Source organism: Chimaeribacter californicus, from assembly GCF_002858675.1.
Taxonomy (GTDB): Bacteria; Pseudomonadota; Gammaproteobacteria; order Enterobacterales; family Enterobacteriaceae; genus Chimaeribacter; species Chimaeribacter californicus.
Genome location: NZ_PJZF01000007.1, coordinates 72,279 through 98,182 on the forward strand (window position 1 = coordinate 72,279; position 25,904 = coordinate 98,182).

The window sequence follows — 25,904 nt, forward strand, 5'->3', positions numbered from 1 at the left end:
GGTTTATCCTAATCAGGCCGATGTTATAAGCAGAATGAGTACGTTAGGGTGGGGCCGCCGGCCTCTTCCACCGTCCGGCCTGATAAATGCATAGGTTTACCCGATGCAGAGGTTTCAGAGCGGGTCAGTTTCAACAGGAGGGCAGCCACAGGTGTTAACGCGAGATTTTCTGCTAAAGGCAGATTGCAAAACCGCTTTCGGAACCATTGAGGAGACATTGCTGCTCTCCCCGGAACAGCGCCGGGCCTCGCTGCAATGCACACTCTCCCGCCGCCCGGGCAACAGCCCGGTCTGGATTTTCGGGTATGGTTCACTGATGTGGAACCCGATTTTTGACGCAGAAGAGGTACGCCCGGCGACGCTGCACGGCTGGCACCGTGCTTTCTGCCTGCGGCTGACCGCCGGGCGCGGCACGGCGGCCCAGCCGGGGCGGATGCTGGCGCTGAAAGAGGGCGGCAGCACCACCGGCCTGGCCTTCCGCCTGCCGGAGGAGAAGCTCGAAGAGGAGCTGGAGCTGCTGTGGAAGCGCGAGATGGTAACCGGGTGCTATGTGCCGACCTGGTGTGAGCTGACATTACGTGACGGCAGCCCCGTAACCGCGCTGGTGTTTGTGATGGATGCCGCCCACCCGCTGTTTGAGGCGGACACGCGTTACCAGGTGATCGCCCCGTTGATCGCCCGCGCCCGCGGCCCGCTGGGCACCAATGCCCAGTATCTGTTTGCGCTGGAGCAGGAGTTGCAAAAGCATGATATGCAGGATGAATGCCTGCGGGGGCTGGTGGAACATGTGCGGCGGCTTCAGCAGGAGGCGGCCAATGCTGAGGAGGCGCCGCTGGCTGCGGCAATGCCGTATGGGAAGTAGGGGGCGCTGGCCCTGTACCCGCAGGCGTTAGGTACGCGGTACGGGTTTTAATCGGTGAATTTAATCGATGTAGTGGCATGTTTCGGTTGCTCATGTGTATTTGTCTACTTGGCTTTCCGAGCCTCAACCGAGCAGGGCGCGCCAGTGCGCTCGCCCTGCACCCGCGCACTTTCGGTGGTTTGGCTGAATCATTGCCCGCTCCCGCGGGTTCCCTCCTTCGGCCTCCGGGCTAATCGGGCCGGTACAGACACGCTCCCGGCGTGGCTGTACCTCTCGCACACATCCCTGTGTGCTCGCCCGGCCCTGCGTCCTCGTCGGCAATAATTTAATGCCCCCACCACCTCTGCAAATCTTTTGGTATGTAAGGAAATAGTAGGGGAGATTCTTTGTACATCCCTGTGCTCTTACCCGGCCCTGCGTCTCCACTCGGCAATAATTTAATGCCACAACCAGACTGCAAACTCTTGGCTATGTAAGGAAAGAGTAGATAAGGGATTTGTAATGACTGCGCGGGCTTTAAGTCTGCTGGTGCATGGGACTATAGGTTGGGGGGGCAGGCCTGACCTTTAGAGATTCACCGCTATTATTTCCATGCATATTTTCGGTTTGTAGAAATGGTGAGGAGATAAAACTCATGGCTGCATAAAACAGTAGAATTGAGTTGCTCCAACAAGCGTCCAAAAATTCCCCAACTACTATTTCCTCACATACTTACAGATTTGCAGAGGTGGTGGGGGCGTAAAAATCATTGCCGAGTGGAGACGAAGGGCCGGGCGAGCACACAGGGATGTGTGCGAGAGCCGCAGCCACGCTGGGAGCGTGTCTGCGGCGGCCCGATCAGCCCGGAGATGTAACGAGGGGACACGCGAGAGCGTGCAATGATTCAGCCGGATCACCGAAAGTGCGCGGGAGCAGGGCCGGCGCGCCGGCAGGCCCTGCTCGGTTGAGACTCGGAAAACCAGGTAGACAAATACACATGAACAACCGAAACAGTCCACTTTATCAGCACCGGCAGCAGACCTAAAGAAAGAGTGCGGGCGTCTGCCAACGCAACAAACCTTTTAAAGAAAAATAAATATTATCCCCCTGGGGCCACCACCCATGTCCCCGCCCGGTCAATCTTCAGCGCCTGCAGCCCGCGCCGCTGCCCATTCTCCCGGATCTCCAGCTGGTATTCCCCCGCTGCGAGGCTGAGCATCGCAAACCCACTGGTGCTGATCTTCACCGTCTGCGGTTTACCGTCCAGCAAGACCTGTTCGCCGGGGGTCAGGCGGAAATAGACCTGCGCCAGCGGCGCGCCCGGCACCGGGGCGGCGGCGTCTGCTGCGGCACCGGCATCCGGGTCCGTCACGGCGGCAACCGGCGCAGTCTCCGGGGTGTTATTGGCCACCGTGTGCGTGCTCTCGCGGTCGCCGGGGCCGGTAGAGAGCCAGACCACCACGCCAATCACCGCGGCCACTGCCACGGCAGCCATCACCAGCACCGGGCGGCTGACGCGCATCTGTCCGGCGGCCACGGCATCCGCCACCGGCGCACCGGCGGCCGGGTTGGCCGCCACCAGCACCGCGCCCGGCGCTGTCATCGGCGAGCTGATAATCTCGCTGACATCCGATACCGGCAGCTGCAACTCTGCCGCCAGTTGCTCAATCGACTGCGGCCGATCCTCCGGCTTCAGCGCCAGGGCGTGATCCACCACCTGCAACAGCGCCAGGGAGTACCCGGCCGGGCGACGCTGCACCAGCGGCACATAACTGTCTTCAATACTGCGCACCACGCTCACCGGCGGCGGCGCGCCGGCGATCAGCGTATGCAGCACCGCACCCAGCGCGTAGATGTCCGTCCAGGGGCCCTGTTCGCCGTCGCTGTTCTCCATATACTGCTCAATCGGCGCAAACCCCGGCTTCAGCATAATCTCCGTCTCATCGGAGAGATTACCGATCTCCTTGCGGGCGGAGCCGAAATCGAGCAGCACCGGCAACTGGTTCTCCTGAATCTGGATGTTATCCAGCGAGATATCGCGGTGCAGATACCCTTCCTGATGGATGGTATGAATCGCGCTGAACAGCGGCGGCAACAGGTTACGGATCCACGCCTCGTCAATCAGCGCCGGTTGCGACAGCTTCAGGTTCTTCAGCGTATTGCCGGTGTAAAACTGCGTACCCATATAGGCGGTGCCGTTCTCTTCCCAGAACCGCAGCACGTGCAGCAGGCCGGGGTGGGAAAAACGCGCCAGCAGCCGCGCCTCCTGGATAAAACTGTGCAAGCCGGCCTGGAACGTTTTGCTGAAACGGTCACTGCGCACGCCCACGCTCAAATCCTCATTGCGCTGCGCCAGTTTGGTCGGCATGTACTCCTTGATCGCAATGGTGCGCTCAAGCTGGTGATCATAGGCCCGGTAAACAATGCCGAAGCCGCCTTCGCCAATCACCTCCAGGATCTCAAATTCCCGGAAACGGTAACCTACCGGCAGGCTGTTAGAGGAGGGATGACGCTGTTCAATTCCCGACATAGTGGCTTCTCTGTTAATTGACCGTGCGGTAAGCCGCGGCGGCCGGGTCAGTCTCGGGGCTGACCTTTTCCACCAGCAGGAAGGTCAGGGCGGTGCTGGCGGCCGGCAGCAGCGGCAGGTACGCAGCCTGTGCCTGTTCAATCGCCTGTTTCAGGGTGGCGGCGTTGTCTGCGTCACCCCGGCCGATCTGTAAAATCACCCGGCCATCAAAGCGCCAGGCGTGCAGTGAATGGTCAAACGGCAGCAGCAGGAAACTGTCCGGTGCCTTGTCGTGGTTGCTCAGCAGCATCTGCCGCTCATCCGCGCTTATCACCGCCAGCGCGGCGCTGGTCGGGTTCAGGTTGGCAAGCGGGAAACCGCGGTAGAAGGTCAGGGCGGTCGGCGCGGCACTGGCCGACGGCGTGACGCTGACGTCACTGCGGTCGGTCATCCAGCCGTCCGGCGTACAGGTCACGCTGTCGCCGCTCGGCACGAACAGCGCGCTGCCGTCACGCGAGGCATCCCAATAGGTGCGGAAATGGCAGCCGTTCGGCAACGAGAAGGTGGTGGGCTTGCTGCCGCTCTCCTGCTCCGGTGCCAGCGGCACGGCCGGGCCGTCTGCGGTGGCGGGGGGCGTGGTGGCTTCCGGCAGCACTTTCGGCTGCCAGTGGGTGCTTTTCAGCGCCTCGCCCTGCGCCAGGGTCGCCCCGGCTTTGTCGGTCAGGGTAAACGGCAGGCGGGTGGTGGTGTCACACTGTTTCTGAATCAGGTTGCCGACGCGCGGCAGGAAGCTGTCCAGCACCGCTGGGTTTTTCTCCCCCCCGGCTACAATACGCAGCGGCAGGGTCTCACGGCACCAGTCTTCCGGCTGGCTGCTTTTGACGTCATCAATATAAATTTCCAGTTTCAGGCTGGGCGAATAGGCCAGGCGGTAATCCTGCGCCTGCGCGGCGGGCACCGCCAACAACGCAAGGAGTCCGGACATCCATATTTTCATAGCGTACCTTGTGTGTGTAAAAGTAGACATCAGCCTCAGCCCAGTTTTGACGGCATAAAACGCCCGGCGTCCGGCAAGGAATGCATCAGGGTGGTCTCCTGCGGAGAGCCGACCCATACGGCAATGGCGCTGTAGTTATCAATATTACGGTTATCAATATTGCGGTTATCAGCACGGTGGGCAGGTAAGGCCGCCCCTTCAGCGCCTGCCCCGGCGTGCGCCGGCGACGCCGTTTCCTGGTTCAGCCAGGCCCGCTCCATCAGGGCAATCCACTCATCCGGGGAGTTGACCATATGCAGGGACTGCTCCAGCTCAGCTTCACTGAAACTGTGCCAGAAGCCGTCCGTGCAGAGCAGGAACACATCGCCGTCTTCCAGTTGCAGCACATCGCTGTAACTGGCGTCACGCGACTCATCCAGCCCCAGCGCAAAGTAGAGCAGGTTACTGTTGATGCCCTGGGTCGAGAAACCGGCATCTTTCATCTGCTGCACCAGGCTGTGATCGGTGGTGACGTCAAACAGGTAGCCACGGCGGAACAGGTAAAGGCGGCTGTCACCCGCATGTGCCCAGTACGCCAGCGAGTAGTCACGGTCAATAAACAGACTCACCAGCGTGGTGCCCATTTTGGCCAGTGCCGCCTCCTGCCGCTGGCGCGCGCGGATTGCCGCATTCGCGCCGGTCACATACTGGCGGATGCTCTGGGCATCCAGGTGTTGCTCACCGTCAAAGTTTTCCAGGATGGTGTCACGCGCAATTTTTGCCGCCACCTCGCCCCCCGGCAGCCCGGCGATGCCGTCGCAGACCACGAAACAGGCCGAGCGGCGGCCGATAATCTCGCCGGTCTGGTCCTGGTTCGTGGCGCGGGTGCCCTGGTGGGAGGTGGTGGCAATGGTAATATTCATTATTCGTCCGGTTTGATTTGCGAATCTTTGTACTGATTGACTTCGGCATCATAAGCGCGCAGGAACGCCTCACCGAACAGGGTGTGGAAATCGTTCTCCACTTCACCGGCGGTCTTCTGGTAGGTTTTGGCGAAGTGGTCCCACAGCGCGGCCTTGCGGTTGGACGAGAGCGAGAAGCGCGGAGCATTCCCCTCACGGCGCGCCTCTTCCTCCAGCCGGTCAGGGTTAAAGGATTGCAGCATCGCGGAGATGATCGCCCGGATACCGGCAATCATCCCCAGCTGGTGGGCCTGCAAATCGATCAGCGCGTCACGCACCGCCTGCTCCGGCGGCATAAAGCCCGGCATCTTGCTGCCGAACATCTGCATCAGCACCGTTTTGCCCGACGGCAGCAGCTTGAACGGGTTGTTGGCCTCGTCCAGGATCATGGTCATCTCCGCCTTCACCCCCCGCTTCAGGATGGAACGCGAGGAGAGCAGCGCCACCGTGCCCTGGGAGAACAGGCTCAGCAGGCGGCCGACTTCCCGCAACTGATGCTCATCAAAGCGCGGCGGCGGCTGGAGATCGTTCAGGCCGATCCCTTCCAGCAGGGCATTCAGCATGTTGCCGTCCAGCGCCTGCGGGCTGCCGTGCAGCAGGTTACTGTGGCGCGGCACCGGCGGCGCGGTGTAGCCCACCGGGTCAATGCCGAGGCGGCCGGAGCGGGCAGCCGGGCGCGGCGGTTCCGGCGGGGTCAGCGGCAGGGGTTGCGGCTCAGCGGCGGGCAGCGGCGCATCCTGCATCGCCTGCTGGCGCGCCAGCAGCGCCTGTTCTGCCCGCTGCTGGGCCTGGGCGTCATACTGGGCGGCGGGCGCCACAAAGGCGGCCTGCTCCGGGGCGGCATAGTTTTCGGGATAGTGCTCAGGCGCGGCCGTGTGTTCCGGGGCCACATAGCGTTCCGGTGCGGCATACGCCTGCGGGGAAGCGGCAGGCTGCACCGGCGGGGGCGGGGTCACGATCACCGCCGCCGGCTCCACCGGACGCGGTACTTCGGCCAGGCGCGGCACCCCGGTCAGGCGTGGGGTGTCTTTGGGCTTCGGGGCCTCGGTGGGCGGGGTGGTATAAGAGGGCGGCGGCGCAGACTGGCTCAGGTCAGTGACCTGGAGCTGGTAATCATCGATGTCGAGCAGGTCGCCGTCCTGCAACTCGACCTGCCGGCCCCGTTCCAGTGGAATATCATTCAGCACCACCCGCGTGACATTGCCGCGGTTGGTTATCCGGCACTCACCGTCTGCCGAAATATGCACGATGGCCTGGAGGCGTGAGATAGCCCGATCTTCATCAGGCAACACCAGGTTATTGTCCACGCTGCGGCCGATGGTTCCGCCGGGTGGCAGGAAGTCAAAGCTGCTTTGCGGGGGAAAATGGCCCTGTTTACTCTTAACTATCGTGAATCGCATAACGTGTTCCTGCAATGGTTTCCGACGCCCAGACCCGGCGCGTCACGGCGGGGAGGCTGCGGCTGCGCGGGGTGCATCGCGCCGGACAGCGGGCCCGCCGGTTACGGGTTACTGGTCTTCAAGCTGAGCGGCAAAGCGGTCAAACAGGCGGCGGGCCTCTCCACTTTGATAAAGGTCGATACAGGCAACGGTGTGATAACTGCCTTCCACCGGCCCCCGGAAAGGGCGGTTAAGGAAGCGATCGATTAAGGCATCCCCTGCGGTAAACGCCCCGGCCGGTAACCGGCTTTTGGCGGCATAGAATGCTGCGGCACGGTGGGCATCCGCCGGTAATGCACCAACATTGTCTGACCTGGCAATACAGCGGCTGAGCAGCCAGTCGCGGAAAAGGGCTTCCTGAACCGGTTGTGCAGGGTGGATCGCGAGCGTCGCTGCGTTGTCTGATGCCCCGGCAACCGGGGCAAAATTTATCGCCAGTAGGACCACTAACGATTTTAAACAAATACCAATAGAGATTTTACTGCTTTTCATTAGAATTTTTACTTATTCACAAAATAACGCGATTTATTAACGTAAACGTCAGGCAACAGGGGCGGCACCCGGCCGCCCCCAATGCCGGATCAGTCGATGATCCAGGTTTCCGAGGCGGCATCCTTGCAGGCTTTGCTGTCACCGCCCACTGCCACGCAGTCACTTTTTGCCTTGGCGCGGCGCGGCCGGTCCTGACGCAGGGTCGCCTGGTACTGGGTGCTCGGCACACCGGCATTGAACGGCACATAGCCGACCAGGTTGCCGTCCTGCTCTTCGCTTATCGCCAGCCAGCGGTTATTCGGCTGGCCGATCACATAAAACGGTTTGGCATTGGTGAGGTGGCCCACCACGCTACCGCTGTAGTCCGGGCGGGTCATGATGCTGGCCGCATACAGACTGGTATATTCCAGGTTAATGGGTTTCAGGCTTTCCGGCGGTTCAATGGCGCGCCGGTGTTTCAGGGTCAGTTCACCTACCTGGCTGGTGATAATATCATCCGGGCCATCCTTATGCAGCGGGCCGGATTTACAGGCGCTCAGCGCCAGCGTCGTCAGCAGTACCAGCATGATGCGTATTTTCACAATGTCCTCTTTGCTTTCCGGGTATCAATTCTTGAACAGAACTATTTAGCTTTAAAATAGCGCCGTTGTGAATCCATTGAGCAAAATAATGTTTGCTCATTTTGCTGATTGTACTGGAAAAAAGCCGCCAGGTTAAAAACTCAGATTCCCTTTAGTGCCGAAAGGCATAAGTGTTGCCATTTTCTTCTTTTGCATTCATCGCATTCCCCCGTATCTATAACGTTATCTGAATGAGATATAAGGAGATAAGCCGATGAACTTCCAGCAGCTGAAAATTATCCGTGAGTCGGCCCGCTGCCGCTTCAACCTCACGGATGTGGCCAACGCGCTGTATACGTCCCAATCCGGCGTGTCGCGCCACATCCGTGAGCTGGAAGAGGAGCTGGGGATTGAGATCTTCATCCGGCGCGGCAAACGCCTGCTGGGGATGACGGAGCCGGGCAAGGAGCTGCTGGTGGTGGCCGAACGCATCCTGAATGACGCGGGCAACATCCGCCGTCTGGCGGATGTGTTCAGCAACAATGACAACGGTGAGCTGCACATTGCCACCACCCACACCCAGGCGCGCTATAGCCTGCCGCGTGTGATCAAGGAGTTCCGCGCCCTCTACCCGCGGGTACGCCTGACCCTGAACCAGGCCAGCCCCGAGGAGATCGTCGCCATGCTGCACGCCGGGGAAGCGGACATCGGCATCGCCAGTGAGCGGCTGATGAGTGATGAGGCGGTCGCGGCCTTTCCCTATTTCCGCTGGCACCATGCGGTGGTGGTGCCTGCCGGGCACCCGCTGGCGGCACAACCGGAGCCGGTGACGCTGGAGCAGCTCAGCACGCTGCCGCTGATCACCTACCGCCACGGCATTACCGGGCGCGGCAAAATTGACGCGGCGTTCCAGCTGGCGGGGCTGACGCCGGACGTGACCCTGAGCGCGCAGGACTCCGACGTGATCAAAACCTACGTGGAACTGGGGCTGGGCGTCGGGCTGGTGGCAGACATGTCAGAAGACCGGCGCGATCAGGGGCTGGTGTATCTGAATGCCGAACACCTGTTCGAGGCCAACACCGTGTGGCTGGGCCTCAAGCGCAGCCAGTTGCAGCGCAATTTCGCCTGGCAGTTCATCCAGCTCTGCAACCCGGCGCTCTCGCTGACTGAGATCAAAGAGAAGGTGTTTTCCGCCCAACTGGAGACGGTGGACGATTACCAGATCTGACCCGGTACGGGTTTTGCAAGAAAGCCACTCTCTTTCCCATGAACAGGCGTGGCCATGACGTTACCCCCAGCACCTCACCCCCCGGCCCGGTTACGGGCGCAGGATTTCATCCTGGCATCAAAACAGAGTGAAATCGCCGGTCTGCACCAGTTGCTGCACACCGGCGAACTGGTGACGGCGGTGAGTGCGCTGGTGCACTGCCTGCAGCGCGAACGCGGCCTCAGCAATATTCTGCTCTCCAACCGCGCCAGTCCCTCGGCGCGCCAGCTGCCGCAGGCGATTCAGGACACGGAGACCGCACTGGCGGCGCTGCACCTGCCGCTGGCGCGGCTCGACCGGGCGCACCCGCAGGCCGGTAACCTCAGCCGCCTGTTCAACCGGGTGGCCGGGGCGCTGTATGCGCTGGAGGCACTGCCCGCACAACGGGAAGCCAACCGCGCGCCCACTGCCTCCCGCACCGCCTCAATGAACTGCTACAGCGACATCATCGCCCGGCTGCTGGGCGTGGTGTTTGAGGCGGCGGACGGCTGCGGCGACCCGGCAATTTCACGGGCCTTAATCGCGATGTTCAGTGTGATGCAGGGCAAAGAACTGGCCGGGCAAGAGCGGGCGATCGGCGCGGCAGGGTTTGCCGCCGGGGAGATGGACGCCGCGGCGCAACAGCAGCAGCTGGATCTGATCGACGGGCAGGAGCGCTGCATCCAGACGTTCCTGACCTTTGCCGATCCCGCCTCGCAGGCGGCCTGGCAGGCCGGGCCGGGGCAGGGCAACCCGGCGTTCGAACGACTGCGGCGTATTCTGTGTGCCGGGCGGTTGCCGCCGGGCGACGATCAGGTGCAGGCGTGGTTTGACATCACCACCGCACGCATTGATGCGATGAAAAGCGTGGAGGACCAGCTGGCGGCGGCGCTCAATGCCTGTTGCCGGGCGGCGCTGGCCGGGGCGCAACAGGCGCTGGAGAGCCAGCAGCTCAGCCTCGCCCCGCCGGACGCGGGGTACACCGTGCTGCTCGCCGCCACGCCGGGCGGTGAGGCGGCGCGCTACAGTGCCGGGGAGCTGGGCGCACCGCTCGGCCGGGCGATCCTGGACGTCATCCAGCAGCAGGCACAGCACCTGCAACAGCTTTCGGCCGAGCTCGCGACCCTGCGCGCCAGCCTCAGCGAACGCCAGCAGATCGAACGCGCCAAAGCGTTGCTGATGCAGCACCGGGGCCTGAGTGAACCCGAGGCGCACAAGGCGCTGCGTTCGCTGGCGATGGCGCAGAACAAAAAGCTGATTGAGATTGCCCATGCGCTGCTGGCGGTGGAAACCGTGCTGGCCGCCAAAGAGGATGTTGCCCGCTAATTGGGCAAAGGCTGCTGCCTGATGGGGCAATACCCCCGCCATTTAACCGGGTTTCCTCCCCCTTGCCCCCCATAAACCGCCTTCTACGGCGGTTTTTTATTGTTGGCCTACCGCTTGCGGTTGTTGGCATAGCCCTTGCATTATTTTTCCTGTCCCATTCGCCAACGGCGGCGAACACGAGGCATCCCGGATAAAGGCGTCCGTTATTGCACAGCAAAAGTTGTGCAATAACCGGACGCTTTTTTTGTTTTTGTCCCTTGAGAAGGAAGCACCATGACGCGAGAGATTTCCCGCCCCGGCAGCCTGTCCCGCCGCCGTTTTCTGGCCGGCAGCGCGGCGCTGGGCGGCAGCCTGTTGATCCCCGGCCTGATGAATGCCGCCTGGGCCGCAGGCAGTGATGCACCGGAGCAGCGCGACATCCGCGTCGGGTTTATCCCGCTGACGGACTGCGCGCCGGTGGTGATCGCCTCGGTGAAAGGGTTCGACAAGAAATACGGCATCAACCTCATTCCGAGCAAAGAGGCGGGCTGGGCCGGGGTGCGTGACAAGCTGGTTTCCGGCGAACTGGACGCCGCCCACGTGCTGTATGGCCTGCTCTACGGCCTGCAGCTTGGTATTGCCGGACCGCGCCACCCGATGGCGGTGCTGATGACCCTGAACCAGAACGGCCAGGCGATCAGCCTCTCCAGCCAGTTGCAGGAGGCGGGCGTCACCGATGCGGCGGCGCTGAAACAGCACATCAGCCGCAGCGAAAAAGGCAGCGTCACCTTTGCGCATACCTTTCCCACCGGCACCCACGCCATGTGGCTCTATTACTGGCTGGCGGAGGCGGGCATCCATCCGTTTAACGACGTGCGCACCCTGGTGGTGCCGCCGCCGCAGATGGTGATGAACATGCGCATTGGCAACATGAGCGGCTTCTGCGTGGGCGAGCCGTGGAACCAGCGGGCGATCACCGACCGCCTCGGCTTTACCGCCGCCACCAGCCAGCAGATCTGGCCCGATCACCCGGAAAAAGTGCTCGGCAGCCGCGACGAGTGGGTCAGCGCCAACCCGAACAGCGCCCGCGCCCTGACCGCCGCGGTGCTGGAGGCGGCGCGCTGGATTGACGCCTCCGAAGCCAACCGGCGTGAAACCGCCGCGATCCTCGCCGGGCGCGCCTACCTCAACACCCGGCTGGACCGGATTGAGGGCCGGATGCTCGGCCGGTACGAGAACGGCCTCGGCAAACAGTGGCAGGACGCCCACGCCATGCGCTTCTTCGCCGACGGCGAGGTGAGCTACCCGTGGCTCTCTGACGGCATGTGGTTTTTAACCCAGTTCCGCCGATGGAACCTTTCGAAAACCGAACCGGATTACGCCGCCGTGGCGCGGCAGATTAACCGCAGTGCCCTGTACCGTGACGCCGCCACCGCTGCCCACGTCAGTGTGCCCGCCGGCGAGATGCGCCGCAGCACGCTGATGGACGGCAAGGTCTGGGACGGCAGTAACCCGGCGGAGTACGCCGCCAGTTTCACCCTCAAACGATAGGGGTTTCCGATGAAAACTAACCTGAAAACGCAACCCGCCGCACCGTCAGCCACTCCGGCCACGGTGATCCCCCTTAACACGGTGCCGGTGCGCCGCCGCTTTACCGCGCCGCGCCTGCGGCCGCTGCTGCAACGGGTGATCCCCGGTTTGCTCGGCCTCGCCGTGCTGCTGGTGGTCTGGCAGGTGGCCGCGCTTAACAGCCGCGGCTTCCCGACGCCGTTCACCACCTGGGAAGCAGCCAAAGTGGTGTTTGCCGAGCCATTCTACAACGCCGGGCCGAACGATCAGGGCATCGGCTGGAACGTGCTGGCCTCGCTGCAACGGGTCGGCATCGGTTTCGGGCTGGCGGCACTGGTGGGCATCCCGGCCGGGTTCCTGATTGGCCGTTTCACCTTCCTGGCACGGATGCTTAACCCGGTGATCTCACTGCTGCGTCCGGTCAGCCCGTTGGCCTGGCTGCCGATTGGCCTGCTGCTGTTCCAGCGCGCCGAACCCGCTTCCACCTGGACGATTTTTATCTGCTCGATCTGGCCGATGATCCTCAACACCGCCGAAGGGGTGATGCGCATCCCGCAGGACTACCTCAACGTGGCGCGGGTGCTGAAGCTCAATGAATTCACCGTGATGCGCCGCATCCTGTTCCCGGCGGTGCTGCCGCATGTGCTCACCGGCGTGCGCCTCTCGATCGGCATCGCCTGGCTGGTGATTGTGGCCGCCGAGATGCTCACCGGCGGGGTCGGCATCGGCTTCTGGATCTGGAACGAGTGGAACAACCTGAATGTGGAAAACATCATCATCGCGATTGGGGTGATTGGGGTGGTCGGCCTGCTGCTTGAGCAGGGGCTGATGGCCATCGCCCGCCGCTTTACTTATGACGCACGCTGAGGAGATGACCATGCCTGCCCATCCGTTAATTGCTGTCCAGAATGTCAGCCAGCGCTTCACCACGCCGCAGGGCAGCTTCCTGGCGCTGGACAATGTCAGCTTTACCATCGCCGCCGGGGAGACCGTGAGCCTGATCGGCCACTCCGGTTGCGGCAAATCCACCCTGCTGAATCTGATTGCCGGGCTGACGCGCCCCAGTGAGGGCGTGCTGCTGTGTGATAACCGTGAAATCGACGGCCCCGGCCCGGAGCGCGGCGTGGTGTTCCAGAACCACTCGCTGCTGCCGTGGCTCACCTGCTACGACAACGTGGCGCTGGCGGTGGATCAGGTGTTCCGCCGCGAGATGGGCAAGGGCGAACGCCGCGACTGGATCGAGCACAACCTGGCGCTGGTACAGATGAGCCACGCCCGCGACAAACGGCCGGGGGAGATCTCCGGCGGCATGAAGCAGCGTATCGGCATTGCCCGCGCGCTGGCGATGAAGCCCAAAGTGCTGCTGATGGATGAGCCGTTCGGCGCGCTCGACGCCCTGACGCGCGCCCACTTGCAAGACGCGGTGATGGCGATCCAGCAACGGTTGCATACCACCATTGTGCTGATCACCCACGATGTGGATGAGGCGGTGCTGCTCTCGGATCGGGTGCTGATGATGACCAACGGCCCGGCGGCCCATGTCGGGCAGATCCTGCCGGTACCGCTGGAGCGTCCGCGCAACCGCGTGGCCCTGGCGCAGGACCCGGTCTACAGCCACTGCCGCCAGCAGATCCTGCACTTCCTGTATGCCAAACAGCCCAGCGCGGCCTGAGGGGGAGACGACATGACACAACGGCTGGTGGTGGTGGGGAACGGCATGGCCGGGATGCACAGCGTGGAGACGCTCTGCCGCCTGGCACCGGGGCGCTTTGCCGTCAGTGTGATTGGCGCAGAGCCGCACGGCAGCTACAACCGCATTCTGCTCTCCCCGGTGCTGGCGGGCGAACAGCGACCGGAAGCGGCATTACTGCCGGAGATGCCGCAGGGTGACAACGTCACCTTTTATCACGGTGAAACCGCGCTGCGCATCGACCGGGCGCGCCGCCTGCTGCACACCAGCCAACGCTGCCTGCCCTATGACCAGCTGGTGCTGGCCACCGGCGCGCGGCCGCTGCTGCCCAGCGTACCGGGCGTGGATCTTGACGGGGTGCTGGGTTTCCGCACGCTGGCGGATGTGGAGCGGATGCTGGCACGCTGCCGCGCCGGCGCACCGGCAGTGGTGATCGGCGGCGGCATCCTCGGCATTGAGGCCGCCACCGCCCTGGCACAGCGCGGGATGCGCGTCACCTTGTTACACCGTCACGCCGGGCTGATGGAGCGCCAGCTGGATGAACGCGCCGGGCAGCTGCTCAAGGCGGATTTGCAACAGCGCGGCCTGCGCATCCTCACCGGCCGCGAAGTGGCGGCCTTCCACGGCCACGGCACGCTGGAGGCCGTGACGCTGGACAACGGCCGCCGGTTAGCGGCCGTGCTGGCGGTGGCCTGTATCGGCACCCGGCCGGACACCGCGCTGGCTGCCGCCGCCGGGCTGGCGTGCGATCGCGGCGTGCTGGTGGATGGCATGCTTTCGACCGCTGACCCGGCGATCTCCGCCGTAGGCGAATGCGCGCAAATCGGCACCTTCACCGCCGGGCTGGTCGCCCCGTGCCGGGGGCAGGCGGAAGTGCTGGCGCAACGGCTGGCCGGGCAACCGGGTGCCGCCTGGCAGCCGTCGCCGCTGCCGACCCGGCTGAAAGTCACCGGCATCGCCGCGTTTTCCGCCGGGGAGGTACAGGCCACGCCGCACGACGAGATCCACCACACCTTTGACCCACTGGCCGGCCACTACCGCCGCCTGCTGCTGCGCGACGGCTGTTTGCGCGGCGTGATGCTTTACGGCGACACCAGTGATGCCGCCGCCTATAGCCACCTGCTGGGGCAACCGGTCAGCGATGACCTGCTGCTCGGCCCACATTCTGAACAATCGGGTGCGGCTGCGGCCGCGCCCCGGAGGAGCACCACGATGAACGATGCACTTTTCCCCGGCGTCCGCCCGGTACTGCTGCTGGCCGGTCACGGCATGGTCGGCCACTACTTTCTGGAACAACTGGTCGAGCGCAACCTGCACCGTCGTTACCAGATCATCGTCTGTGCGGAGGAGCCGGTGGCGGCCTATGACCGCGTACACCTCTCCGAATTCTTCGGCGGCCGCACGGCGGACTCGCTGAGCCTGGTGGCCGACGGCTTTTTTGACCGCCACGGCATCGAGCTGCGCCTCGGCTGCACGCTGACGGCGATTGACCGCACGCGCCGTTGCGCCGTGGACAACGCCGGGCGCGAAACCCCCTATGACCAGCTGGTGCTGGCCACCGGCTCCGCGCCGTTTGTGCCGCCGATCCCCGGGTTCGACCGGCCGCACTGCCTGGTGTACCGCACGTTGAGCGATCTGGAGGCGATTGCCGCCAGCGCCAAAGATGCCACCCGTGGCGTGGTGATTGGCGGCGGCCTGCTGGGGCTGGAAGCGGCGCACGCGCTGAAACAGCTTGGGCTGGAGACCCACGTGGTGGAGTTCGCACCGCGCCTGATGGCCGTGCAACTGGACGAGGGCGGCGCGACGGTGCTGCGCCGCAAGATCGACGCGCTCGGCGTCACGGTGCACACCAGCCATGAGACCAAAAGCATCACCGACGGCAGCAGCGCGCGCCACTGCCTGACCTTCGCCGACGGCAGCACGCTGGAGAGCGATCTGGTGCTGTTCTCCGCCGGTATCCGCCCGCGTGATGCGCTGGCGCGTGAGAGTGACATCGCCGTCGGCCCGCGCGGCGGCATCGTGATCGATAACCAGTGCCGCACCTCTGACCCGTCGATTTTCGCCATCGGCGAGTGCGCGCTGTGGGAGGGCCGGATCTTCGGGCTGGTGGCCCCCGGCTACCAGATGGCGCGCACGCTGGCTGCCACGCTGGCGGGCGACGAGGCGGCCTTTACCGGCGCGGACATGAGCACCAAGCTGAAGCTGCTCGGCGTGGAAGTGGCCTCACTCGGCGACGCCCACGGCAGCACCCCCGGCAGCCAGAGCTACCGCTGGGAAGACGGCCCCGCGGAGGTGTATAAGAAAATTGTGGTCTCCGCCGACGGCAAACGCCTGCTCGGCGCGGTGCTGGTGGGCGACAGCAGCGACTACCCGACGCTGCATCAGATGATGTTGAACGATCTGCCGCTGCCCGCCCAGCCCGCCGGCCTGATCCTGCCGGCCGCCGCCGGGGCCGCCCCGGCGCTCGGCGTGGCCGCACTGCCGGAGAGTGCGCAGGTCTGCTCCTGCCATAACGTCAGCAAGGGCGCGATTCTGGCCGCCGTGGAGGGCGGCTGCACGGACATGGCGGGCATCAAATCCTGCACCAAAGCGGCCACCGGCTGCGGCGGCTGTGCCGCCCTGGTGAAACAGGTGATGGAGGCCGGGCTGGCGGCGCAGGGTATCGAGGTGAAGCGCGACGTCTGCGAGCATTTTGCGTATTCGCGCCAGGAACTTTACCTGCTGATCCGCGTGGGCAACCTCCGCACCTTTGGCGAGCTGCTGGCGAAACATGGCCACGGCCACGGCTGTGAAATCTGCAAGCCGCTGGTGGGCTCGCTGCTCGCCTCCTGCTGGAATGACTACCTGCTGGAACCGGCGCACCGCCCGTTGCAGGACACCAACGACCGCTACTTCGCCAACATCCAGAAAGACGGTACCTACTCGGTGGTGCCGCGCATCCCGGCCGGGGAGATCACCCCGGATGGCCTGCTGGCGATTGGCGCGGTGGCCAAAGCGTTCAACCTCTACACCAAAATCACCGGCGGCCAGCGGGTTGACCTGTTCGGCGCACGGCTGGAGCAGCTGCCCGCGATCTGGCAGCAGCTGGTGGATGCCGGGTTCGAAACCGGCCACGCGTACGGCAAATCGCTGCGCACGGTGAAATCCTGCGTCGGCTCCACCTGGTGCCGCTACGGCGTGCAGGACTCTACCGGGCTGGCGATTGAGCTGGAGCACCGCTACAAGGGGCTGCGCTCACCACACAAGATCAAGATGGCGGTCTCCGGCTGCACCCGTGAGTGCGCCGAGGCACAGAGCAAGGATGTCGGGGTGATCGCCACCGACAAAGGCTGGAACCTTTACGTCTGCGGCAACGGCGGCATGAAGCCGCGCCATGCCGAGCTGCTGGCGGCCGACCTCGACCGCGAGACGCTGATCCGCACCATTGACCGTTTCCTGATGTTCTACATCCGCACCGCTGACCGCCTGCAACGCACCAGCGTCTGGCGCGACAACCTGGAGGGCGGGCTGGAGATGCTGCGCGACGTAGTGCTGCATGACTCGCTCGGCCTGGGCGCAGAGCTGGAGCAGGAGATGCAGGCGGTGGTGGACAGCTACCAGTGCGAGTGGCAGACCACGCTGGCCTCGCCGGAGCAGCAGGCGCTGTTCCGCCCGTTCCTCAACAGTGACCAGCCGGACGAAGCGGTGGTGCAGGTGCTGGAGCGCGGCCAGCCGCGCCCGGCCGACCTGCCGCCCGCCATCGCCCCTGCGCCGTTGGGTGACGGCTGGGAAGAGGTGGGTCTGCTCTCCGCCATTCCGGCCGACAGCGGGCTGGCGGCGCGGCTGGGCGACCGGCAGATTGCGCTGTTCCACCTGCCGCACACCCCGGAGAGAGTGTTTGCGCTGGAGAACCGCGAGCCGGGCAGCCACGCCAATGTGCTGGCACGCGGCCTGACCGGTGATGCAGGCGGCGAGCCGGTGGTGATTTCGCCGCTGTATAAACAGCGTTTCCGCCTGCGTGACGGCACCAGCCTGGACAAGCCGGGCGTGCGCCTGCTGTGCTGGCCGGTGCGCGTGGCGCAGGGGCGCATCTGGGTCTGCCGCCAGCCGGTGACGGAAAACGCCCTGGAGACGGTGTCATGACGGCCGTCAACACTGCTGCCGTCAACACCACCTGCCCCTATTGCGGCGTGGGTTGCGGCGTGCGTGCGCAGGTGCAGGGCGAGGGCGTCACGGTCAGCGGCGACCCGCAGCACCCGGCCAACCTGGGGCGGCTCTGCATCAAGGGCAGCCGCCTCGGCGACACGCTGGATCTCAGCGGGCGCTTGCTGCACCCGATGCTGGGCGACCGGTGCGTCAGCTGGGATCAGGCGCTGGATGCGGCAGCCGGGGGGCTGCAACAGGTGATCCGCACGCATGGCCCGCAGGCGGTGGCGTTTTACGGCTCCGGCCAGCTGCTCACCGAGGATTACTACGTCGCCAATAAACTGATGAAGGGCTTTATCGGCGCGGGCAACATGGACACCAACTCGCGCCTCTGCATGGCCTCGGCGGTGGCCGGGTACAAGCGGGCGCTGGGCGCGGACTGGGTGCCGTGCCGCTACCGCGATCTGGAACAGACCGATCTGGTGCTGCTGGTCGGCTCCAACGCCGCCTGGGCGCACCCGGTGCTCTACCAGCGGCTGGCAGAAGCGAAACGGCAGCGGCCGCAGATGCAGGTGGTGCTGATTGACCCGCGCGCCACCGCCAGCGCCGATCTGGCCGACCGCCACCTGGCGCTGCAGCCGGGCAGTGACATCGCGCTGTTCAATGGCCTGCTGCACTGGCTCCATCAGCACGATGCGCTGGATCAGGCGTTTTTGCAGCAGCACACCACCGGCGCAGACGCGGCGCTGGCCGCCGCCGCCGGGTGGGATCTGGCGCGGGTCAGCAGGGAGACCGGGCTGAGCCCTGACGCGCTCACCGCCTTCTTCCACCAGGTGGCGCAGGCACCGCGCATGATGACGCTGTTCTCAATGGGGATTAACCAGTCCTCGGCAGGCACCGATCAGGTGAATGCCATCACCAACCTGCATCTGGCGACCGGGCGCATCAATACGCCGGGCAACGGGCCGTTTTCCCTGACCGGCCAGCCGAACGCCATGGGCGGGCGCGAGGTGGGCGGACTGGCGAACCAGCTGGCGGCGCACATGGGCTTCAGCGCAGAGGAAGTCGATCGCGTTGGCCGTTTCTGGGGCAGTGACAACGTCACACCTGGGCCGGGGCTGAACGCCACCGCGCTGTTTGACGCGCTGGCCGACGGCCGTATCAAAGCGGTCTGGATCATGGGCACCAACCCGCTGGTCTCCCTGCCGGATGCCGACCGGGCGCGGCAGGCGCTGGCCGGTTGCCCGCTGGTGATTGTCTCCGAGGTGATGCAGGAGACCGACACCGCCGCGCTGGCGCATATCCGTTTACCGGCGCTGGCGTGGGGTGAAAAAGAGGGCACGGTGACCAACTCTGAACGCACGATCTCCCGCCAGCGCGCCTTTCTGCCGCCGCCGGGCGAGGCGCGGGGCGACTGGTGGATAGTCAGCCAGGTGGCGCAGCGGCTGGGCTTTGGTGCGGCGTTTGCTTACACCCACCCGCATCAGATTTTCTGCGAACATGCGGCGCTTTCCGGCTTTGAGAACCAGGGGCAGCGCGCCTTTGACATCAGCGCCCTGGCAACGCTGACGCAGGAACAGTATCAGCAGCTCACCCCGCAGCGCTGGCCGCTGCCCGCGCTGCCGCGTCAGGCGCGCGCCTTCTGGCATGCAGACGACAAAGCGCGGTTGCTGGTGGTGCAGCCGCCGGTGCTGCCGGAGCTCACCGGCTACCCGCTGACCCTGAACAGCGGCCGCATCCGTGACCAGTGGCACACCATGACCCGCACCGGCAAAGCCGCCGCGCTGATGCGCCACACGCCGGAACCGGTCTGCGTGCTCCACCCGGCAGACATGGCTGACATGGCGGAGGGCGACATCGTCTGCGTGACCTCGCCGCGCGGCTGGTTGCTGGCGCGGGCAACCACGGATAACGGCCAGCTGCGCGGCAGCGTGTTTGTGCCGATGCACTGGAACCGGCAGTTCAGCGCGCAGGCGCGGGTAAATGCGCTGGTGGAGGCGCGGGTTGACCCGGTCTCCGGCCAGCCGCAGAGCAAACAGACCCCGGTGCGCGTCGCCCGCTGGCCCGCCGCCTGGCAGGGCGAGCTTTTTCTGCGCGGCGAAGGCGCACCCCCGCCCGACGTGGGCTACTGGAGCCGGGTGACCCAGCCGGGCGTCAGTGATTTCATCCTGGCGGATCGTACCCCGCTGGCGGAGCCGGAGGCGTGGCTTCAGGCGTTATGCGGCGGCGGGTTGCTGCTCCAGCAGGCCTTCATGGGCGCGGCGCGGCATCTGCTCGGCTGGCGCGACGGCGAATTGCAGGCGGCGCTCTACCTGCATCCGCAGCGGTTGCCGGGGCTGGATCGCGAGGCGGTTGTCGCCGCGTTCCGAACGCCGCCGGTGGATGCCGCCGCCCGCCGGGCGCTGCTGGCCGGGCGGGCGGCCGGTGAGCAGGCCCCACGCGGGGCGATTGTCTGCAGCTGTTTCGGCATCGGCGAGCTGGAGATCCGGCGGGCGCTGGCGGGTGGCTGTGCATCTGTCGAGGCGCTGGGCGCGGTGCTGAAATGTGGTACCCATTGTGGCTCCTGCCGACCGGAGCTGAAAAAACTGATCCAACAGGCGGCGACACAACCCGCTTAGGAGCATAACCATGATCTATTCCGAAATGACCGATAACGCAGCGCGCATGGCCGCGCTGCTGGGCGGCATCTGCCGCAGCCGTACGGAAGCGGGCGAGGTGTGGCTGGTGGGTGCCGGGCCGGGCGATGTGGAGCTGTTGACGCTGAAAGCGTTGCGGGTGCTGCAACAGGCGGAGGTGGTGGTGTATGACCGGCTGGTGTCAGAGGAGATCATGGCGCTGGTGCCGCCCGGCGCGCTGAAAATTGATGTCGGCAAAACGCCGCAGCACCACACATTGCCGCAACCGGCGATCAACGCGTTGCTGGTGTCGCTGGCGCAGGCCGGGCAACGGGTGGTGCGGCTGAAAGGCGGCGATCCCTTTGTGTTTGGCCGCGGCGGCGAGGAGCAGGAGGCGTTGCAGCAAGCCGGGCTGCGCTGCCACGTGGTGCCCGGCATCACCGCCGCGCTGGGCTGTGCGGCCGCCAGCGGCATTCCGCTGACCCACCGCGCCTGCGCCCAGTCAGTGCGGCTGGTGACCGGCCACGGCCGCGACGGCGAGCCGGATCTCGACTGGCCGTCGCTGGTGGCAGAGGGCCAGACGCTGGTGTTCTATATGGGGCTGACCCACTGTGCCTCGCTGAGCCATGCGCTGATGGCACACGGCATGGCGGGCGCGATGCCCGCCGCGGTGATCGCCCGCGGCACCCGCGCCGACCAGCAGGTGTTTACCTGTACGCTCGCCACGCTGGCAGAGACCGTGACGCGTGAACAGCCCGCGTCCCCCAGCCTGCTGATCGTGGGTGAGGTGGTGCGCTACTACCGGGCTGACGGCGCAAAGCAGGTAGCCCGGCTGACGCTGCCGGTCACGTAAGCGGCCGGCTACTGCCCGAAACGGCCGATCAACCCGGTGGCGGCGGCGGCATGGCCGTCAAGTTTCTCCAGCAGCTGCTCACGCGTCAGCCCGGCGGGCAGGGCGTCCGGCGGCAGGTCGGTGGCGATCAGCGTAAATACATAATGGTGGAAGCCGGAGCCGGGCGGCGGGCAGGGGCCGTGCCACGCCTGCGTACCGGCGCTGTTTTTGCCGCCGGTGAAGCCCTTGCCCTGCGTCAGTTCGCCTGCAGCAAAGCCGGTGGCGGAAGGCGGGATGTTATAAGCCACCAGATGGCTGACCCCCAGCCCTTTGCGGCCTTCCGGGTCAAACACCAGCAGCGCCAGGCTTTTGGTGCCGGGCGGCACGTTGCGCCAGCGCAGCGTAGGGGAGAGGTTTTCACCGGTGCAGGCGGCATTGCCCTGAACCGCCCCGGCAAATTTCTGGGCCAGCAGCCGGTTATCATCAAAATCAGGCGAGGTCAGGGCGAAAGGGGCCGCGACAGCGGGTAAGGCGGCAAGTGCCACCGTAAACAGCCCGGCCAGCAGGCCGCGCCGGAAAATCACAGACATAGTCTCTCCTTAATAAGTGTGGGGAAAAATCAGGGGCGTATCAAAAGCATAGGCGAGATTGGCGGAAAGAAGCCGGGGAAAACGCCGCGACCCTGCAGCCGCGGCGGGAGAGGTTACTGGCGGAGCGGTTCGCGCAGGTCTTTGACGTCGTCTGGTTCTACCGGCGCGGCGGCGTTGTTCCAGCTGTTGCGCACGTAGGTCAGCACGTTGGCGATGTCCTGATCGCTGAGGTAGCGGTCGAACGACGGCATCGACGGCGCGGTCGGCGCCGCTGTGGTCGCCCCGGCACGTGAACCGGCCAGCACCACGCGGATCATCGAGGTGGCGTTCACGCTGTTGACCAGCGGCGCGTCTGCCAGCCGGGGGAACAGGCCGGGAATGCCCTGGCCGTCCGGCGTGTGGCAGGCGGAGCAGCGATCGCCGTAGATAGCCCGGCCCGCCACCATCCGTGCATCATCCGGCTTCAGCGGCGCGGGGGCTTTTGTTGCGCCGCCGCCCAGCCCGCTCTGTTTCAGGTAGACCGCCACCGCTTTCAGATCCGCGTCATTCCAGTGGCGCGAAGAATGGTCCACTTCCTCCGCCATCGGGCCGGAGGCGATGTCATAGCGGTTGGCCCCGGTTTTCAGGTAGTCCATCAGCTCCTGCTCCGTCCAGCGGCCGATGCCGGTGTGCGGGTCCGGGGTGATGTCCGGTGCCATCCACTCCTGCACCACCGCGCCCTGCAACGCCTGATCGTTTTTATCCCCGCCGATCAGGTTTTTCGGCGTATGGCAGGTGCCGCAGTGCCCCAGCCCCTCCACGATGTAGGCCCCGCGGTTCCACTCCGCGGATTTATCCAGCCTTGGCCGGTAAGCGCCTTTATCGAAATTCAGCCAGTTCCAGCCAATCAGGCTGGCGCGCTGGTTAAACGGGAACGGCAGCTGGTTGGTCTCCACGTCGCTGTGGATCGGTTGCAGCGTCTGGAGGTAGGCCCAGAGTGCCCGGTTGTCTTCCCGCGTGACGCGGGTAAACGCCGTGAACGGCATCGCGCCGTAGAGGTGGACACCGCCTTTGCCGATGCCTTCTGACATCGCGCGATCGAACTCCTCGAACGTCCAGGTGCCGATGCCGGTCTCACGGTCCGGCGTGATGTTGGCCCCGACCAGCCGGCCGAACGGCGTCTCAATCGGGACACCGCCCGCGTAGGGCTGGTCCGCTTTGGCGGTGTGGCAGGCGGCACAGTCGCCCAGTACCGCCAGGTAGCGGCCTTTGTCCACGGTTTCAAACGAGCCGTCACCGGCGGCGTAACAGCTTCCGGCACCCAGCACGCTGAGGCCGATGCAGAGGGAGAGTAAGGTTTTCATGCGGTGATCATCTCCCCGGGTTTTTTCAGGTAGTAACTGCGGATGGCGTGCGCCGCCTTGAACGCCAGCGCGCCCACGGTGCCGGTGGGGTTGTAGCCGGGGTTCTGCGGGAAGGCAGAGGCACCGACCACAAACAGGTTCGGGACGCCCCACACCTGCAGATGTTTGTTCACCGAGCTGGTGGCCGGGTCGGCCCCCATCACAAACCCGCCCACCACATGCGAGGACTGGTAAGGCGTGCCGTTCCAGTGGCCGTGCGCCGGCTGCTCGACAATCTGGCGCGGGTTCATGCTGCGGGCAATCTCCGCCACCTTGCCGGTGCAATAGTGCGCCATTTTCAGGTCATTGGCCGGGAAGTCGAAGGTGACGCGCAGCAGCGGCCGCCCCAGCCGGTCTTTGTAGTTTGGGTCGAGGGAGAGGTAGTTGGTGCGGGTGGCGTAGCTGCTGGCCTCGCAGCCAATCGACATGGTGCTGAGGTAGTTTGCCACCGTGGCCTTTTTCCATTCGCTGCCCCATTTGGGCGTGCCGGGCGGCACCGGGCGGGAATTGATCGGCGCGGCGCCAATCGGTGTGACACGGATGCTGCCGCCGCCGAAGAAGCCGAGGCCGCTGTGGTCAAAGTTGTCGTTGTTGTACTCGTCGATCCCCATGCCTACCGCCCCGGCACCGATAAAGGGGTTAAAGTTTTTGTCATTGAAGAACATCTGCACGCTGTTGGCGGTCTGGTAGGCGTAGTTGCGGCCGGTGGTGCCGCGCTGGGTGACCGGATCGTAGGGGGTGCCGATACGTGACAGCAGCATCAGGCGCACGTTCTCAAAGGTAAAGGCGCTGACGATCACCAGATCGGCCGGTTGCTCCCACTCATCACCGGAGGAGTCAATGTAGCGCACGCCGGTGGCGCGGCCGCCGCTGCTGTCGGTGAGCACTTCCAGCACTTCGCAGCTGGTGCGCGCCTCAAAGCCCTCTTTGCGGATCAGCGCCGGTAACACGGTGGTGATGGCGCTGGCTTTGGAGTAGTTGGCGCAGCCGAAGTTGGTGCAAAAGCCGCAGAAGGTGCACGGTCCCATCGTCACGCCCAGCGGGTTGGTATAGGCCTGGGAGAGCAGGGCAGAAGGCACCGGAAAGGGTTTGTAGCCCATGTTCTGGGCCGCCTCTGCAAACAGCGTCGGCGCATAGGGTTGCGCCATCGGCGGCGTCGGGTATTCGGTGGAGCGCATCCCCTCAAACGGGTTGCCGCCTTCGCGGTGCTCGCCGTTCACATTGGCCGCTTTGCCGGAAATCCCGGCCAGCCGCTCGAACGCGGCGTAATGCGGTTCCATCTCCGCCCAGTCAGTGCCCCAGTCCTGTAAGGTCAGTTCCGGCGGCATGGCGTCTGCGCCATAGCGCTCCAGCAGGTGGCTGCGTAACCGGAATTCGTGTGGCTGGAAGCGGAAGGTAATGCCCGCCCAGTGGTTTCCGGCCCCGCCGGTGCCGTTGCCGGGGTGGAATGACCCCCAGCTGCGCATCGGCAGCGCAGTCTGTGACGGGTCATTGCGGATGGTGATGGTGTTTTGCGCGGTGCGCAGCATCAGCTCCTGGCGGGAGACATAACGCAACTCATCCGGCACGGTTGCGACGTTAAAGTCGCGGGCGGTATCGCGCCACGGGCCGCGTTCAATGCCGACCACGCTCAGCCCTTCGTCTACCAGCTCATTGGCGATAATCGCGCCTGCCCAGCCAAGGCCGATGACGACCACGTCTGTCCTGGGTAATTTCTTTGCCATAATTCCCTGTCCCTCAGCTTTTTATTTTCCATGCGGGGCTGCCCTGAATGCTCAGCGGCACCAGATCCAGCTTTTGATTGTGTTTGCTGACGTAGTCACGGTAGTCGTAACGCGCGCCGGGGAAGCCCAGCATCTTCCACGACACCATGTCACGGTTGCCGCCATAGATCGGATCGGCAAAGAAGCCCTCCATGGTGTTTTGCAGCAGCGTGGTGAAAAACAGCGTAGAGTCGATGCCGTCGAGGGCGATTTTCCCGCCTTCCAGATCGTGCAGCAGCGCGTCCTGCTGGGCGGCCTCCAGTTCACGGAACGGCTTCTGGTGCTGCGCCCGGCAGTGCGCATCCAGCGCCGCCAGCCCGAGGCGGTAGCGCTGTTGCGGCACCAGCGGGGACTGGTCGCCCTGTTCCGGCGTGCCGGGCTGGAACGGCCCCTGCATGTAGAGGCGGGCGAAGGTGCCGTAGAACCCGGCCAGCTGGCGATCGATGAAAACAGCGCACCCGGCCTCTTTACCGCCGATGCTCAGGGCGTCGGCCGGGATCAGCCGGTCGGCGATTGCTTCCACAGTGGCGGCTTCCTCGGCCGTGAAAAAGGCCCAGCCCTGGGCATCAATCTGCGGCGGCGGGCTGTCATCGAACGGTGACCAGGCCGGCGTATCCTGCAGGGTCACCGCACCGGCCACCCGGGCAGCGGCCAGCCCGGCGGAGGCGGCGGTAAACGTGAGAATTTGCCGGCGCGTGACGCCGGGCAAGGTTTTTTTGCTCATCAAAGTTCCCTGTTAAAGATGCGTGAACGCGGGCGTCATGCCGGGGCAGGACAGAAACAGGCAGACGCAAAAGGCAAAACCACAGGCTGTGGGGGTAGCGCGCGGCTTTCACCCCCTGAGAGTAGACACAGACAGCATGGGGTTGAAATTAAAAAATTTTTAACAAATGTTAAGGGAATTGTTAATTAATTGTTTTTGTTTGCTTTATTTATACACAAATTGACACGTGACTTACACTTTCTGACATTCAGGGCGAGACGGGGAAACTGTGACGACTGTCACAG

General features: G+C 64.6%; 19 protein-coding genes. 9 read left to right on the plus strand and 10 right to left on the minus strand.

The window, feature by feature from the left end; translation table 11 throughout:
* The first annotated feature begins 151 nt into the window (after window positions 1-151).
* A complete protein-coding gene (locus CYR55_RS10200) occupies window positions 152-862 on the plus strand; it encodes a gamma-glutamylcyclotransferase (RefSeq protein ID WP_101816038.1) in 711 nt (236 codons plus the stop codon).
* Window positions 863-1,940: 1,078 nt separating this feature from the next.
* Here CYR55_RS10200 and CYR55_RS10205 read toward each other — a convergent pair.
* The 6 genes from CYR55_RS10205 to CYR55_RS10230 form a co-directional block, all read right to left on the minus strand.
* The gene (locus CYR55_RS10205) at window positions 1,941-3,371 is read right to left on the minus strand and encodes a serine/threonine protein kinase (protein WP_101816039.1); all 1,431 of its coding nucleotides are present in this window, start codon (window positions 3,369-3,371) and stop codon (window positions 1,941-1,943) included.
* 13 nt (window positions 3,372-3,384) lie between these two features.
* Window positions 3,385-4,335, minus strand: coding sequence for a type VI secretion system-associated protein (locus tag CYR55_RS10210; RefSeq protein ID WP_241522124.1), 951 nt, complete (start codon window positions 4,333-4,335; stop codon window positions 3,385-3,387).
* A 47-nt stretch (window positions 4,336-4,382) separates the two neighbouring features.
* Complete coding sequence (locus CYR55_RS10215) at window positions 4,383-5,249, minus strand: PP2C family protein-serine/threonine phosphatase (protein WP_101816041.1); 867 nt, start codon at window positions 5,247-5,249, stop codon at window positions 4,383-4,385.
* Window positions 5,249-6,688 (minus strand): type VI secretion system-associated FHA domain protein TagH, encoded by a 1,440-nt coding sequence (tagH, locus tag CYR55_RS10220; RefSeq protein ID WP_101816042.1) that lies wholly within the window; start codon window positions 6,686-6,688, stop codon window positions 5,249-5,251. Before tagH ends, CYR55_RS10215 begins: the two co-directional genes overlap by 1 nt.
* A 108-nt stretch (window positions 6,689-6,796) precedes the next feature.
* Window positions 6,797-7,219, minus strand: a complete 423-nt coding sequence (locus tag CYR55_RS10225; protein WP_101816043.1) for a hypothetical protein — start codon at window positions 7,217-7,219, stop codon at window positions 6,797-6,799.
* An 89-nt stretch (window positions 7,220-7,308) separates the two neighbouring features.
* Window positions 7,309-7,800, minus strand: a complete 492-nt coding sequence (locus CYR55_RS10230) for a hypothetical protein (protein WP_101816044.1) — start codon at window positions 7,798-7,800, stop codon at window positions 7,309-7,311.
* A 253-nt stretch (window positions 7,801-8,053) separates the two neighbouring features.
* On the opposite strand from CYR55_RS10230, the gene cbl reads away from it, so the two are divergent.
* The 8 genes from cbl to cobA all read left to right on the plus strand — a co-directional run bounded on the left by cbl (window position 8,054) and on the right by cobA (window position 21,182).
* On the plus strand, window positions 8,054-9,007 hold the full coding sequence (gene cbl, locus CYR55_RS10235; protein WP_101816045.1) for an HTH-type transcriptional regulator Cbl: 954 nt from the start codon (window positions 8,054-8,056) through the stop codon (window positions 9,005-9,007).
* Between the two features lie 54 nt (window positions 9,008-9,061).
* On the plus strand, window positions 9,062-10,351 hold the full coding sequence (locus CYR55_RS10240) for a nitrate regulatory protein (RefSeq protein ID WP_101816046.1): 1,290 nt from the start codon (window positions 9,062-9,064) through the stop codon (window positions 10,349-10,351).
* Window positions 10,352-10,624: 273 nt separating this feature from the next.
* Window positions 10,625-11,881 carry a CmpA/NrtA family ABC transporter substrate-binding protein gene (locus CYR55_RS10245; protein ID WP_101816047.1) on the plus strand — a complete coding sequence of 419 codons (1,257 nt, stop codon included), beginning with the start codon at window positions 10,625-10,627 and terminating at the stop codon, window positions 11,879-11,881.
* 9 nt (window positions 11,882-11,890) lie between these two features.
* Window positions 11,891-12,766 (plus strand): nitrate ABC transporter permease, encoded by an 876-nt coding sequence (gene ntrB / locus CYR55_RS10250; protein WP_101816048.1) that lies wholly within the window; start codon window positions 11,891-11,893, stop codon window positions 12,764-12,766.
* Window positions 12,767-12,776: 10 nt separating this feature from the next.
* Complete coding sequence (locus CYR55_RS10255; RefSeq protein ID WP_101816153.1) at window positions 12,777-13,571, plus strand: ABC transporter ATP-binding protein; 795 nt, start codon at window positions 12,777-12,779, stop codon at window positions 13,569-13,571.
* 12 nt (window positions 13,572-13,583) lie between these two features.
* Entirely contained in the window at window positions 13,584-17,711 is a 4,128-nt protein-coding gene (gene nirB / locus CYR55_RS10260) for a nitrite reductase large subunit NirB (protein ID WP_101816049.1), read from the plus strand.
* A complete protein-coding gene (locus CYR55_RS10265; protein WP_101816050.1) occupies window positions 17,708-20,332 on the plus strand; it encodes a nitrate reductase in 2,625 nt (874 codons plus the stop codon). Before nirB ends, CYR55_RS10265 begins: the two co-directional genes overlap by 4 nt.
* A 46-nt stretch (window positions 20,333-20,378) precedes the next feature.
* Window positions 20,379-21,182: a uroporphyrinogen-III C-methyltransferase gene (cobA, locus tag CYR55_RS10270; RefSeq protein ID WP_101816154.1), complete on the plus strand. Its 804-nt coding sequence runs from the start codon at window positions 20,379-20,381 to the stop codon at window positions 21,180-21,182.
* Between the two features lie 8 nt (window positions 21,183-21,190).
* Here the strand turns inward: cobA and CYR55_RS10275 are convergent, their stop codons facing one another.
* The 4 genes from CYR55_RS10275 to CYR55_RS10290 all read right to left on the minus strand — a co-directional run bounded on the left by CYR55_RS10275 (window position 21,191) and on the right by CYR55_RS10290 (window position 25,620).
* Entirely contained in the window at window positions 21,191-21,751 is a 561-nt protein-coding gene (locus tag CYR55_RS10275) for a YbhB/YbcL family Raf kinase inhibitor-like protein (RefSeq protein WP_101816051.1), read from the minus strand.
* 113 nt (window positions 21,752-21,864) lie between these two features.
* Window positions 21,865-23,094, minus strand: a complete 1,230-nt coding sequence (locus CYR55_RS10280) for a cytochrome c (protein ID WP_101816052.1) — start codon at window positions 23,092-23,094, stop codon at window positions 21,865-21,867.
* Window positions 23,091-24,857 carry a GMC family oxidoreductase gene (locus CYR55_RS10285; RefSeq protein WP_101816053.1) on the minus strand — a complete coding sequence of 589 codons (1,767 nt, stop codon included), beginning with the start codon at window positions 24,855-24,857 and terminating at the stop codon, window positions 23,091-23,093. The genes CYR55_RS10280 and CYR55_RS10285 overlap by 4 nt, the downstream gene beginning before the upstream one ends.
* Window positions 24,858-24,870: 13 nt before the next feature.
* The gene (locus CYR55_RS10290) at window positions 24,871-25,620 is read right to left on the minus strand and encodes a gluconate 2-dehydrogenase subunit 3 family protein (protein ID WP_101816054.1); all 750 of its coding nucleotides are present in this window, start codon (window positions 25,618-25,620) and stop codon (window positions 24,871-24,873) included.
* Window positions 25,621-25,904 lie beyond the last annotated feature (284 nt).

Bases quoted from the DNA above. Each gene is read 5' to 3' on its own strand.
- ntrB (WP_101816048.1), top strand. From the start codon at position 11,891: ATGAAAACTAACCTGAAAACGCAACCCGCCGCACCGTCAGCCACTCCG.
- CYR55_RS10240 (WP_101816046.1), top strand. From the start codon at position 9,062: ATGACGTTACCCCCAGCACCTCACCCCCCGGCCCGGTTACGGGCGCAG.
- tagH (WP_101816042.1), bottom strand. From the start codon at position 6,688: ATGCGATTCACGATAGTTAAGAGTAAACAGGGCCATTTTCCCCCGCAA.
- CYR55_RS10255 (WP_101816153.1), top strand. From the start codon at position 12,777: ATGCCTGCCCATCCGTTAATTGCTGTCCAGAATGTCAGCCAGCGCTTC.
- CYR55_RS10205 (WP_101816039.1), bottom strand. From the start codon at position 3,371: ATGTCGGGAATTGAACAGCGTCATCCCTCCTCTAACAGCCTGCCGGTA.
- CYR55_RS10285 (WP_101816053.1), bottom strand. From the start codon at position 24,857: ATGGCAAAGAAATTACCCAGGACAGACGTGGTCGTCATCGGCCTTGGC.
- CYR55_RS10245 (WP_101816047.1), top strand. From the start codon at position 10,625: ATGACGCGAGAGATTTCCCGCCCCGGCAGCCTGTCCCGCCGCCGTTTT.
- CYR55_RS10265 (WP_101816050.1), top strand. From the start codon at position 17,708: ATGACGGCCGTCAACACTGCTGCCGTCAACACCACCTGCCCCTATTGC.
- cobA (WP_101816154.1), top strand. From the start codon at position 20,379: ATGGCCGCGCTGCTGGGCGGCATCTGCCGCAGCCGTACGGAAGCGGGC.
- CYR55_RS10225 (WP_101816043.1), bottom strand. From the start codon at position 7,219: ATGAAAAGCAGTAAAATCTCTATTGGTATTTGTTTAAAATCGTTAGTG.
- CYR55_RS10275 (WP_101816051.1), bottom strand. From the start codon at position 21,751: ATGTCTGTGATTTTCCGGCGCGGCCTGCTGGCCGGGCTGTTTACGGTG.
- CYR55_RS10290 (WP_101816054.1), bottom strand. From the start codon at position 25,620: ATGAGCAAAAAAACCTTGCCCGGCGTCACGCGCCGGCAAATTCTCACG.
- nirB (WP_101816049.1), top strand. From the start codon at position 13,584: ATGACACAACGGCTGGTGGTGGTGGGGAACGGCATGGCCGGGATGCAC.
- CYR55_RS10280 (WP_101816052.1), bottom strand. From the start codon at position 23,094: ATGAAAACCTTACTCTCCCTCTGCATCGGCCTCAGCGTGCTGGGTGCC.
- CYR55_RS10210 (WP_241522124.1), bottom strand. From the start codon at position 4,335: ATGTCCGGACTCCTTGCGTTGTTGGCGGTGCCCGCCGCGCAGGCGCAG.
- cbl (WP_101816045.1), top strand. From the start codon at position 8,054: ATGAACTTCCAGCAGCTGAAAATTATCCGTGAGTCGGCCCGCTGCCGC.
- CYR55_RS10215 (WP_101816041.1), bottom strand. From the start codon at position 5,249: ATGAATATTACCATTGCCACCACCTCCCACCAGGGCACCCGCGCCACG.